General features: G+C 58.5%; 13 protein-coding genes. 6 read left to right on the forward strand and 7 right to left on the reverse strand.

The genetic code is table 11. From position 1 onward, the window contains the following. Positions 1-43: 43 nt before the first annotated feature. The 3 genes from Enr8_RS18965 to Enr8_RS18975 all read right to left on the reverse strand — a co-directional run bounded on the left by Enr8_RS18965 (position 44) and on the right by Enr8_RS18975 (position 2,983). Entirely contained in the window at positions 44-436 is a 393-nt protein-coding gene (locus tag Enr8_RS18965) for a hypothetical protein (protein WP_146434476.1), read from the reverse strand. Between the two features lie 729 nt (positions 437-1,165). Further along, positions 1,166-1,870 carry a phospholipase D family protein gene (locus tag Enr8_RS18970; protein ID WP_146434477.1) on the reverse strand — a complete coding sequence of 235 codons (705 nt, stop codon included), beginning with the start codon at positions 1,868-1,870 and terminating at the stop codon, positions 1,166-1,168. Between the two features lie 123 nt (positions 1,871-1,993). Beyond that, positions 1,994-2,983: a CvpA family protein gene (locus Enr8_RS18975; protein ID WP_146434479.1), complete on the reverse strand. Its 990-nt coding sequence runs from the start codon at positions 2,981-2,983 to the stop codon at positions 1,994-1,996. A 228-nt stretch (positions 2,984-3,211) separates the two neighbouring features. Between Enr8_RS18975 and Enr8_RS18980 the strand changes: the two genes are divergently transcribed. Both Enr8_RS18980 and Enr8_RS18985 read left to right on the forward strand, forming a co-directional pair. Continuing rightward, the gene (locus Enr8_RS18980; RefSeq protein WP_146434481.1) at positions 3,212-3,985 is read left to right on the forward strand and encodes a metal-dependent hydrolase; all 774 of its coding nucleotides are present in this window, start codon (positions 3,212-3,214) and stop codon (positions 3,983-3,985) included. A gap of 1 nt (position 3,986) precedes the next feature. Continuing rightward, positions 3,987-4,460 (forward strand): hypothetical protein, encoded by a 474-nt coding sequence (locus tag Enr8_RS18985; RefSeq protein WP_146434484.1) that lies wholly within the window; start codon positions 3,987-3,989, stop codon positions 4,458-4,460. Positions 4,461-4,613: 153 nt separating this feature from the next. Here the strand turns inward: Enr8_RS18985 and dtd are convergent, their stop codons facing one another. Together dtd and Enr8_RS18995 are read right to left on the reverse strand one after the other, a co-directional pair. Beyond that, positions 4,614-5,063 (reverse strand): D-aminoacyl-tRNA deacylase, encoded by a 450-nt coding sequence (gene dtd / locus Enr8_RS18990; protein ID WP_146434486.1) that lies wholly within the window; start codon positions 5,061-5,063, stop codon positions 4,614-4,616. A gap of 472 nt (positions 5,064-5,535) precedes the next feature. Further along, positions 5,536-7,038 (reverse strand): sialate O-acetylesterase, encoded by a 1,503-nt coding sequence (locus Enr8_RS18995; protein WP_146434488.1) that lies wholly within the window; start codon positions 7,036-7,038, stop codon positions 5,536-5,538. A gap of 246 nt (positions 7,039-7,284) precedes the next feature. Here Enr8_RS18995 and Enr8_RS19000 point away from each other — a divergent pair, with 246 nt between their 5' ends. The 4 genes from Enr8_RS19000 to Enr8_RS19015 all read left to right on the forward strand — a co-directional run bounded on the left by Enr8_RS19000 (position 7,285) and on the right by Enr8_RS19015 (position 10,323). Continuing rightward, complete coding sequence (locus Enr8_RS19000) at positions 7,285-7,974, forward strand: 3-keto-disaccharide hydrolase (RefSeq protein ID WP_146434490.1); 690 nt, start codon at positions 7,285-7,287, stop codon at positions 7,972-7,974. A gap of 134 nt (positions 7,975-8,108) precedes the next feature. Next, positions 8,109-8,903, forward strand: a complete 795-nt coding sequence (locus Enr8_RS19005; RefSeq protein ID WP_146434492.1) for a site-2 protease family protein — start codon at positions 8,109-8,111, stop codon at positions 8,901-8,903. Further along, the gene (locus Enr8_RS19010; RefSeq protein ID WP_146434495.1) at positions 8,884-9,687 is read left to right on the forward strand and encodes a hypothetical protein; all 804 of its coding nucleotides are present in this window, start codon (positions 8,884-8,886) and stop codon (positions 9,685-9,687) included. Before Enr8_RS19005 ends, Enr8_RS19010 begins: the two co-directional genes overlap by 20 nt. Positions 9,688-10,074: 387 nt before the next feature. Next, the gene (locus tag Enr8_RS19015) at positions 10,075-10,323 is read left to right on the forward strand and encodes a hypothetical protein (protein WP_146434497.1); all 249 of its coding nucleotides are present in this window, start codon (positions 10,075-10,077) and stop codon (positions 10,321-10,323) included. 126 nt (positions 10,324-10,449) lie between these two features. Here the strand turns inward: Enr8_RS19015 and Enr8_RS19020 are convergent, their stop codons facing one another. Together Enr8_RS19020 and Enr8_RS19025 are read right to left on the reverse strand one after the other, a co-directional pair. After that, entirely contained in the window at positions 10,450-11,532 is a 1,083-nt protein-coding gene (locus Enr8_RS19020) for an Mrp/NBP35 family ATP-binding protein (protein WP_146434499.1), read from the reverse strand. Positions 11,533-11,554: 22 nt separating this feature from the next. Next, positions 11,555-12,007 carry a hypothetical protein gene (locus Enr8_RS19025; RefSeq protein ID WP_186767742.1) on the reverse strand — a complete coding sequence of 151 codons (453 nt, stop codon included), beginning with the start codon at positions 12,005-12,007 and terminating at the stop codon, positions 11,555-11,557.

The raw sequence follows: 12,007 nt of genomic DNA on the forward strand, positions 1-12,007 counted from the left end.
GCCCCACCCCTGCCATGCCGCAGATGTCGCCAAGCGAGCGCCGTCAGAAATTGGCGTACGACCGAAAGAGTCGGCCAGACTCCAGGCGAACATAGGCGGCCCAATCAAACCGCGGGTCGAACGTTCCGCCGTCCAGCCCCAACGCCTCGGCGAACTCCGGCGACATCTGCCCCCAAGCCGTCCCTCCGTCAACCGCGAGATAGACCTGGCCTCTTGCCGCGACTTCATAGCGTCCCCCTTCGACGGTGGCGCTCCCCAGCAGCGGAATCTCGACCGCCTCGCGGCCCGGCGTAAATACCAACCAGCCCGCGTCGACCACCACGACGGGATAGCGACTTTGGTTCACCACCAACAATCGCATCGTCCAACAATCAGGATCCTTCGCTGCGACGCCGTCAGAATCCTTCGGCGGCACGATGTCCCAGCTAACCGTCACCCAGCAGCCTCGCGGCTTCCCAAATAACCAACCAGCCCACTTGCCAATCCATATCCCGACGTTGCCGCACCAAGACGCGAACCCATGCCAAGCCATCTGCACTGTACTAAGACGTTTCACCAGACCAGAGCCCCATCCAATTGACCGTCACCAGCAAGCCACCAGCGTGAGTCCACATCCTGCCATGCTAAAGCGAGCGACGCAACAGAGCAGGGGAGTAGCACCCGTTTTTGGGCCCGTCAAGTTGCCTCCCAAACCACCGCCCAGAATCTCCAAATCATGCGGCTTGAAGACGCTTCAAATCAGGGGCGGCGCCAGCAGCGAAAACCCAACCGAATTCAGCTCGCGCGGCGACGCCTGTCGGCGATCAAAAACATGCTCCGGCGACCAAGCCGACTCCGCTTCACGCGAGACCAAATTGCGCCCACCTAACGCCGCGCCAGAGCGGCGACTTTCTCTCAGCCGACAGACGCAACTCGCGCCCAAAATGCATCCGCATTTCCAATCGCCTTACGGCGAGCAGCCAAAGCCGACGTAGCGACAACAGAGAACCCACCAACGCCCTAGAAACGGCCCTGGGCAAGCCAATCCCCGGAAAAGCAGGGCCCAGCCAGAACCCCACTTCAACGTCCGATAATGTTTGTTATGTTCGGTTACGGGCCTATTTTTACCGGGTTTTGGCAATTGGGGCCAAAACCCGGTTCCCTGCACCGAGAAGCCGGGACGGGGTTATCTGGCGTCGTTTTTCAACTGCTCACCGACACTCGGCGGCCACAGAAAGTATGGCCCAAAGCGTTTGCTGAACTTGAATTCACCACCGGCTGCCTTGCCGGCTTCAGTGATAAATTGGCGTCCTTCACGCAGCTCAAGATAGCCGCTTTCGACCAAGCTTTTCGAGATCGATTCAGTGCTCACGCCGACCTGCTTCGCAAGCTTGGACGTCGTCAATTTCTCGTAGACCGCTTCCGCCAAAACCAGGTCCCCTTCCTCGTCATCTCCAGTGAGATCGACAGCATGCGAGACGCGCAGAATTCGCTTGATTTCTTCAAAGGCGTTTTCAAAGATTTCCGGGTCGGATCGTCGCGAGAAATAGACGCCCATTTCGTAGTTGTTCACCTGACTGAATTCATAGAGATTCAAGCTGGTTATTACGCCGCCAGCCTCAGTTAGATAGCACTTCGCATGCAGATTTTCGCAATAGCTTGTCTTTATCGAATCGACGCCGCGAAGCCAATCGACCTCGGCCGCAGACAAGCTGGTCTTCCCATAGACGAGACGAACATCGACCCCAGATGCGGCTCGCTCAACAATCAAGTCGCGCAATCGAGGCGCGACCTTCACAAAGGGACTGACCAAGAACAGATTGCCAGTGCACTTCTTGATCAACTCTTCCAGGTAATACGTTGTCGCACTCGTATTCAAGAATTTCGCCACGCCCTGCCCCTTCGACACCAATCCCGTCCAAACCAGGGATTATGCCGAGCATTGCAGGGGGGCGCCATACAGCCACATGCGACTACAGAATCATTAACACAAAGTTAAGAATTCGGCCGATGATTAGTACCGCCGATATTGCCCGCCGTTGGGCTGCGGAAGATAGCCCTGGGGATAATAACCTTGCGGCGGCGCCTGCTGCGGATAGTTCGGCTGCGGCGCGTAATTGGGCTGCTGGTACATCGGCTGTTGATAGCCTTGCGGAGCGTAGCTCGGTTGCTGTTGATAACCTTGCGAAGCCGGGCCCCAGCGCTGATCGATTTGCTGCTGCACTTGATCACGCAGGTTCTGCTGAAACTGGTTCACGTACGGCTGGGTCGTTTGCTGCGGATTCTGAAGAGCCTGATCGACGGCGCCTTGGATCTGGCCATAGTCCGCCTTCAGCTGACCATAGGTCTGCTGCCAGTTCTGCGTCCATTGCTGAGGAATCGGCTGGAACTCGCCCGGCTGCTGTCCGCCCACCGGAGCATTCGTCGCTGGAGCAGCCGGATCCTGGCCGCCGCCAGGCAAGATATTGGCGGTGGTGATCGACGGCTGTTCGCCAATCTGCTGCTGGAAATTATCGATGTACGGCTTCACAGCCGCGTGAACTTCCTGCGGCATGATCGCTTGCGCTTTGTCGATCACGCGAGAGATATAGTAGCCCGACCTCGACGACACGATCTCTTGTCGGCGATCGCCGGTGGCGAAGGCGACGGCGAACATCGTGATGATGATGCACAGCAGGGCGCCTTTGGCCGCGCCCAGCAAAGCGCCGACCTGACGATCGAAGTCCTTTAGCTTCATGCTTTCGATCGTCTTCGAGATAAAGCGAAAACCGACCCAGACGACCAGCGAGCAGCCGACGTAAAGTGCTAGCATCGCGGCCAGCTTGTTCCACGGCGGCTCCATCGGAAAGAGGGCGGCGACCGGCTCACGCAGTTGGACCGACAGAACGTAGCTGGCGAAAATCGACGCGAACGAGGCGATCTGCCACGCCATTCCTTTGTACAAACCCCAGGCAGTCGCCCCGAGCAGCACAATCACCATCAATACGTCGTATCCATTCGCCATCGCGGGGCGCCTTCTTGCTTCAACTCGGTCCTAGATGCAGTGCGGACATGCGCACCGCGGCGAAGCAGTATATCGGTCCGCGACGCGGGCTCGAAGATCAGTTTCACCCAGCTGCTAGCAGTCCAATCGTTTTGGACTGGCGTCGGCTCGGCGGTTTCGCGTACAACCGCACCTCGCCAAACAATAGAATGACGCGGACCGATTTCGAAGGATCGAAGCAGGGGACTCATGGCCGGTTTCAACACCCACATCACGACCAGCACCATCGTCGGCATTGGCTATGGCGCCGCGGCCTACGTCTTTATGCCGGAAGTCGCCAATGGCGAAACCGTCACGATCACCACCTGCATGCTGACCGCCGGACTCTGCAGCATCGCCGGCATCTTGCCCGACCTCGACAGCGGATCGGGCCGCCCGGTGAAAGAGATCTCGGCCTTCGTCGCCGCGATGGCGCCGATGTTGATGATCGACCGCTTTCGGCGATTCGGCATGGGGCCGGAAGAGATCGCGCTGGCCGGCGCCATCATCTATATGGTGATCCGCTTCGGCGTCGCCGAGGTCTTTAAGAAATACACCAAGCATCGCGGCATGTGGCACAGCATCCCGGCCGCCATCAGCGTTGCGCTCGTGGCGTTTCTGGTCGTCTCGGGCGAACGGCTCGACGTGCGGCTATTGAAAGCGAGCGCCGTTTTCCTTGGTTTCATGGTGCACCTGACCCTGGACGAGATATGGAGCGTCGAATGGCATGGAGTGATGCCGCGCTTCAAGAAGTCGTTCGGTACCGCGATCAAGTTCTGGAACCCCAACAGCATGTGGTCGAACTTCTCGACCTATTCCAAGCTGGCGATCCTGGTGATGGCCGCGGTCGGCGATCCGATTCTCATGCAACAATACCATCTACATCGCACGCCGGAAGAAATGCAGGCCGCAGCTCCTGGGACTGTGCCGACGCAACCGCCGGAAATCGCGACCGAGCCGTTGACCTTTCCGATCACCCGCTGATATGCAAACTCCGCTTACGCTTTATCCCAGCGGTCGCCGCGCGATCCTGATCGCTTGCGCTAGTACGATCCTGGCCCTGTCTTGCGTTGGACTTGGACTGACCGGCAAAGAGATCGGATACATCGCAGCGGCGTTCTTCGTCGGCTGCGGCGCGCTTGGCACGATGGAAATTTGGCCCGGCAGTTCTTCGCTGCGAATCGACGAGACCGGCATCCGATACTGCTACCTGTTTACGTCGCATCACATCGCGTGGAACGAGATCGCCAACTTCGAGACCGAACTGGTCAGCCACTCGGGCCTGTGGGGGCAACAGATGGTCGGACTCAACTATGTCAATCGAAACGAGCCGTCCAACAAACGCTATCGCCTGGACGAACTGCTGCCGAACAACTTTGGCCGCGACGCCAAGTCGTTGGCGAAACTGCTGAATGAATATCGTCAGCACTTCGTAGAAGATCCGCAGCCATCAGGTTAGCCGCGACAGATCCTTCTGTCGGGGCGGCGCAGCCGCAGGAAGCATCAACTCGCGGCTGGTAGCGGGGCGAAGATGTCCAATCTCAAACGACATAGCCATCCGCCGATCGAGAACCGTATCTCGGCCTGATGCTTCCTGCCGACGTCGTCGGCGTCAAAACTTTTTGCCGCTATCAAGCAGCAACGTCACCGGCCCGTCGTTGATCAGCGACACTTTCATATCAGCGCGAAAGATCCCGGTCTCGACCGGCAGCCCCAAATTCCGCACGGCGGCGACATACTCTTCGTACAGCGCGTTGGCCAACTCAGGCGGCGCCGCGCCGGTGAAGCCGGGCCGACGCCCTTTGCGACAGTCGCCTAGCAGCGTGAACTGACTGACCGCCAAGACCGCGCCGCCGATGTCGACGACCGAGAGATTCATCTTGCCGGCGTCATCTTCAAAGATCCGCAAGTTGGCCGTCTTGTCCGCGATGTAAGCGACGTCGGCCGCGCCATCTTCCGGCTCGACGCCCAATAGCACCAACAAGCCGCGCTCTATCTGGCCAACCACTTCGCCATCAACACGAACGCTGGCGGAAGAAACTCGCTGCACAACCGCTCTCACGGGAATTTGCTCCTGGGGCGGCGGCGAGATTCTAAACGAAGCCCCCCTGCCCTGCTCTATCAATGTCGCAAAATAACGAAAGCGCCGATTAGATCAGCACGCGATCGCGCGAGCAAGGGAACGCGCGCCTCAACCGGGTGGCCCGACCATGTCTGCTGCAGGCTGATTGGGTTGCGCAGCAACAAGATGCCTTACCAGGCGGTTTGCCCTATGCAAACCTTGTCGATATCTTCAACCGAATGGTGAAGCGTCTTGTTGCTGAAGCAACCCGGCCAGTTCTCTCGAACTGCCCGGGCTACCCTCGATACTATAGATCTACGCGTTGACTTGTCGATACTATAGATCTACGCGTTGACTTGATGGTCGCCGCATTCCCGCGGCTTGCGCCTCGGGTTAGTGTTGGATTGCGCGCAAAAAAACGCTCGCGCCTGTTCGACGCGAGCGTTCTGAGTTTCAACTTTCGGCGACCAACTTATTCGGCCGGCTTGTCGCTGCGGAACGGCGTAGCGGGAAGGCCTGCGTTGTTTTGCAGCGTGCAGACCGGGTTGTTGGCCCACGCGTAGCGAACGCTGACCGGCTCGGCGACTTCGCTGCTCCAGACTTCGACCTTGTCTTCACCGACCAGCTTGGCGTCGGCCCAGACATACTGGCCGTCGGCGCCGGCGATGGCGAAACCTTTCGGCTCTTTGGCGTCGAACGAATAGAGCGGAATGCCGAACGTATCAAACGTCACGACCGCCTTCTTCCCCTTCACTTCCAGGCTCTTGAATCGCGGGCTGCGATACGGAACGTTGATGCCGTAGTCGCGAGCCAGCGCGATACGCGCCAGACGCTTGGCGACGTCTTGCTTGTTGCGGGGATGAATGTCGCGACCTTCGCCGATGTCGATGATGACCGCTTCGCCGGTGTTGGGCAGCTTGTCCATCGTCGAGGTTTGCGACTCGCGCAAGATCGCCCAGTTGCTCTCGCCTGGCTCCGGCTGCTCGGCCATGAAGTCGGCCAACTGCACCCAGTAAAACGGGAAGTCCCCTTGCTGCCAATCTTCGCGCCAGTTGGAAATCATCAGCGGGAAGAGATGACCATACTCTTGCGGACGACCGGCGTTCGATTCTCCCTGGTACCAGATGGCGCCACGAATTCCATAGCCGACGATCGGCGCCAGGCAACCGTTGTACAGATTGGCCGGGCGATGGTTGCCGTTGGCGCCGGGGTCTTTCGGCTTCTCTAGCTTTTCGCCATTGGCGGAGGCCGTCTTGAAGGCTTCCATTTTCGCTTCGTAGTCGGCGACTCGTTTGTCCCAACCGTCGAGCATGCCGGCGTAACGGTCTTCTCCTTCCAACACGTCGCGGCGCACCCAGGCTTCCGCCGCTGAACCGCCCCACGAGTTGTCGATCAAACCGACCGGCACGTCGAGCGTCTGCTGCAGTTGGCGACCAAAGAAGTAGCCAACGGCGGAGAAATCCTTGACCGTCTCCGGCGTGCAAACTTCCCATTTGCCATTGAAGTCGCCTTGCGGCGATTGCGCGGCGCGATTGGGAACAGTGATCAACCGCAGCTCGGGCAGCTTAGCGGTCATCTCTTCCAGCAAATGATCGTTGGCCCGCGAGACCGGCCACTGCATGTTCGACTGGCCGGAGCAAACCCAGACCTCGCCGACCAGCACGTCTTCGATCGCGATTTCATTCTGGCCCTTGATCACCAAGCGATGCGGACCACCGGCGGGGAGCGCATCCAACTTGACCTTCCAATTGCCATCGCCGTCGGCGGTCGTTTTGCCTTCGAGCGAAGCGACCGAGACGGCGACTTCTTCCCCTTTGGCGGCGGTTCCCCAGACGACGACCGGGATGTCGCGTTGCAGGACCATGTGATCAGTAAACAAGGCCGGCACTTTTACTTCGGCCTGCAGTTGGCCGGCCGAAAACAGCGCCGACAAACCAAGGGCCGCGGCGGCCAGGTGGCGAAATCGTAGCTTCATCAAGAATCTCCCTGGTGAGGTGAACTGGGTGGTGGGATCCGTTTGGTGGGAATCGGCCATTATAGTTGCCAAACGTGCAAATGGCATTTCACAAGAAATGGCAACTATTTTCGGTTGATTCGAGCCCACTAGTCAATCATGGGGTACAAAACGAGAGGACTGATCGACAATGCTCAGATTCTCAACTATTCTGAGATTCTGACACTCGCCCCGTTCACCCCCCCTGCCCTACTCTTGGAATCAAATATGTTGAAGCGAATCGTACCGGCCCTGATGCTGGGCTTAGCTCTCTGCTCGTTCTCGCACGCAGAAGATAAGGAAGGTTTCCAGCCGCTGTTTAACGGCAAGAACCTGGAAGGCTTTACCAAACATGGCGGCAAGGCGACCTACGCGATCGAAGGGGACGAAATCGTCGGCACCTCGACGCTGAACACGCCCAACACCTTCTTGTGCACCGACAAGGAATATGGCGACTTCATCCTGGAAGTCGACTTCAAAGTCGATCCGAAGCTCAACTCGGGCATCCAGATTCGCAGCCAGGTCTTTGCCGAAGACAAGGAAATTGAAGTCGGAGACGGCAAGACGAAGAAGATGTCCAAAGATCGCGTTCATGGTTACCAGGTCGAAATCGATCCTTCCGCCCGCGCTTGGAGCGGCGGCATCTATGACGAAGCGCGACGCGGCTGGTTGAACAACCTGAAGGACAACCCGGAAGCGCAGAAGGCGTTCAAGCAAGACGATTGGAATCACTACCGCATCGAATGCCGCGGCGACTCGATCAAGACCTGGATCAACGGCGTGCCGGCCGCTGACCTGAAGGATGGCCTGACGTCGAAAGGCTTGATCGCCCTGCAGGTGCATGGCATCGGCAACGACAAGTCGAAGGATGGTACCCAAGTTCGCTGGAAGAACATCATGATCAAAGAGCTCGACTAACGCTCTTTCGCAATTTGGCCTACGGAAAACGCCGCATAGAAATGTGTGGCGTTTTTTCGTTTCGGATCGAGTCGATCTAGCCTTCGTGCTAAAATTCCGACAGCAGTCACCTCCGCAAGCTCTTAGGAAGCAACGTGAACCTTAGCGCTCCGCAGCCGACCAGTTTCGACTTCAACTTCAACGCCTTCGGCATTCCGGTCCGCGTCAGCGCTTACTTCTGGATCATGGCAGGCCTGATCGGTTATACGTTTGCCCAGGGAGGAAACGGCATCGCCGATCCGCGGGTATTTGGCCTGACGGTCGTGGTGATCTTCCTATCGATTCTGATTCATGAACTAGGCCACGCCGTCTTGATGCGGTGGTACGGCTTCTCTCCCAGCATCACGCTTTATCATCTGGGCGGCTTGGCGCACTACGACGGCGGGTTCAATCCCCATGGCGCTTCGTATCGCCGCGCCGGCAATTCGACTTGGGCGCAAATTGCGATTTCATTCGCAGGGCCATTGGCAGGCTTCTTATTCGCTGGAGCGACGGTCTTGATTCTAGTCGGCGCCGGTTTCCTGTCGGGTCGACCTCCGCTGGCCTGGGATATCCTCTTCGGCGGCGGCGAAGTCCTGGGCGACGCAACCAGCGGCGTGCGATCGCTCGTCTGGATCATCTTGTTCATCAACATCTGGTGGGGCGTGTTCAACCTGCTGCCGGTGTATCCTTTGGACGGCGGACAGATCGCGCGCGAACTGTTCCTCTGGCTCACGCCCTACAACGGCTTGCGCTATTCGCTGTTCGCGTCGATCGGGTTTGCGATCCTGGCGGCGATGTTCTGCATGAGCTTACATCAGACCTTTCTAGTGATCATGTTCGCCATAATGGCGATGGGTAACTACCAACAACTCTCCGGAGGGAATTCGTTTGGCGGACGTCCCTGGTAACGCACTCCCCTCCCCTACCCTGGATGCGAACGCGCATCGCTTGATCGTGATCGGGGCCAGTAACGTCGCCCAATCGCTAGGCCGCATTATCTATTTGGCCGACGAAGCGTACGGTCCGCGGATGAACCTGATGATCGCCGGGGGGCGCGGTCGTTCTTTTGGATCGCCGAGTTACCTTGCGATCCGCCGGCTGCCCAGCATCCTTGAGTGCGAACTATGGAACGCCGCAAGCGCGCAGCCGCAACGAACGACCACCGCCGTCGTCACCGATATTGGTAACGACATTCTGTATGGTTGCGACGTCGAAACGATCGTCGGTTGGGTCAGCGAATGTCTGGCGCGGTTATGCGGTTTCGACGCGAAGATCACGTTGGTTGGTCTTCCTTTGACGCGCGTTCGACGACTAAGCGCCGCCGCGTTCTATTTTTTTCGGACTTTCCTCATCCCGCGCAGTCGCATGAATTTGCAGCGCACTTTAGCGCGCGCTGAAGAGGTCGATTGGCGTCTGCGCGAAGCGGCGCAGCAGTATGGCGCGACGTTCGTTGAGCCTGATCCAAGTTGGTATGGCGTTGATCCAATTCACTTGCGCGCGCGTCATGCGCAAGCCGCTTGGCGACGTTACTTAACAGGCGTAACGACAGCGCCGCAGCGAACGATCAAAGCGTCGAATTCCCTTTACTATCAAGCAATTACGCCGCATGAACGTTGGCTCATGGGGCGTCGACAACAACGCGCGCAACCATCGATACAACTCACCAGCGGCAGCGTCGTTTCGCTTTATTAAACGGCGCGCTGACGTCGCGCGCGACGTTGCTCTTCCGCTTCATGCGCGACATCGCTTGCGCTTCATCAAACGCGCCGCTTCGCGCTAACGCGCGCTACGCTTAAGCGGCGCTACGACTTGAAAAAAGTTTCAAGTTCTTTCAAGCGCGCCGCAATTTGTGTGGAAAACATGTTGCAAAAAATCCGATTATGCGTACAACTTAAAACAACTTTGTCTAGCATGGGCCAATTGCTAGAGCGAAGCGATTCACTTAGCTGCACGGCGACGAGAACGCTTCGTAGGAATTCATGTTTTGCCGTAGGCGCTTTCGCTCATTGGCGTTCTTCCATGGTAGGAAGTCGGATGAACGAATCACGTCGACGGCGCTAACGAAACGGAGGACGTATCGTGGCCACCAAGAAGAAAGTTGCGAAGAAGAAAGTAGCCAAGAAGAAGGTTGCTAAGAAGGCTTCGCCGAAGAAGACCGTCAAGAAGAAGGTCGCTAAGAAGAAGGTCGCCAAAAAGGCCTCGCCGAAGAAGACCGTCAAGAAGAAGAAGGTCGCTAAGAAGAAGGTCGCCAAAAAGGCCTCGCCGAAGAAGACCGTGAAGAAGAAGAAGGTCGCCAAGAAGAAGAAAGTTGCCAAGAAGAAGGCCTAGTCGCCTGCTTCGACGCACCTTTTCGAAGTGTCGACTACTTGCTTTACGCAAACCCGATACAACGAGAAAGAGCCGCCAATTGGCGGCTCTATCCTTTTCTTGCTTTCCCAGCTTGCCCAACTGGCGCTATAACACCGTCAAAGTTGGCATCGGCGGGTTCGCAGCGGCCGATTCGGCCAAGCCTCGAACCAGGTTCTGACAGATCGTTTGGAAGTGCCCGGCGGTTTGCTCATCCTGCACCACCTGCGGCGCGGCGCCTTGATCTCCCTTCTCGCGGATCGAGATCGTGATCGGCACGTCGCCTAAGAACGGCACGTTCATCTCTTCCGCCTTCTTCTTCGCGCCACCCTTGCCAAAGATGTCCCACTCCTTGCCGGTGTCGGGGCAGATGAAACCGCTCATGTTCTCCACAACCCCCAGAACCGGGATCTTTACCGTGTTGAACATCGCGATCGCCTTCACCGCGTCGAGCAGCGCCACATCTTGCGGCGTGCAGACGACCACCGAGCCCGTCAGCGGCAGCAGTTGACTTAACGTCAACGCGATGTCGCCCGTCCCCGGCGGCATGTCGATGATCAGATAGTCGAGCTCGCCCCATGCGGTATCGCGCAGGAACTGGGTGATCGCGCCGTGCAACATCGGGCCGCGCCAAATGACGGCTCGCTCTGGTTCGACCAGAAAGCCCATCGACATCACCTTCACGCCGTCGCGCTCCAGCGGAGCGATCTTCTTCTCGGCGATCAGCTCGGGCCGACCGCTTAGGCCCAGCAAGTGAGGCACGCTCGGTCCGTAGACGTCGGCGTCCAACAAGCCGACCTTCGCCCCGGCGTCTTTCAGCGCAAAAGCCAGGCTCGCCGCGATGGTGCTCTTACCGACGCCCCCCTTCCCTGACCCAACGGCGATCACGCTTCGCACGGTCAAGCCAACCTGGCCGATCGCTTCGATCTTGCTCTTGTGCTCGGCCAGGTTGATCGTCACCTCTGTCAGCTGCGGCAGCGCCGACTTCAGCAGGCCGATCCCTTTCTGCCGCGTCTCTTCCCACAGCGGCGCCGAGTGGGTCGTCAGCTCGAGCGTCAGCGTCAGCTTGCCGTCCAGCAGATCAATCTCTTTGACCTGGTCGGTCTTCGTGACGGGGCGTCCGGTCAACGGATCGGCCAACTTCTCCAGCACGCGAATGACGTCGGCAACTTGCGGTTGCGTATCGGACATAGGAATTAACTCCGGCCTCTTTCTATGATTCAGGTAGATCGCCCCACGGCAGCGTTCGCCAGATCGATTCGATCGGCGTCTCCGCAGGCAGATCCGGAAACATCGCCTGATGACGTCGCACCAGGCGGATTAAGGGGTCGAGACGCCACCGCCCGATCTGGACCCAAGCGGCCCCCGCTTCGTAGGCGGCCGTCGCAAGAGAACGATCCTCTTCAGACAACAGAACGATCAGGCACATCTCAGGAAATCGCCGCCCTAACAGCGCCGACGCCTCCAGCAGCCGGGCGAAGCGGATCGCATCGCAACCGCTGGGCGCCGCCACCGCCAAGATCGAGGCCGGACTCTCGCGAAAGTGAGCCAGCCACCGCTCGGGGCTACGCGTCTCCAAGATCGGCAGGTCCTCGGCCGCCGCGCGAAGCGCCACAGCCCACCGCCCATCGGTCTCGTACAACACGCATGTCGATCGTGACGTCAT

The organism is Blastopirellula retiformator (genome assembly GCF_007859755.1).
GTDB classification, from domain to species: domain Bacteria; phylum Planctomycetota; class Planctomycetia; order Pirellulales; family Pirellulaceae; genus Blastopirellula; species Blastopirellula retiformator.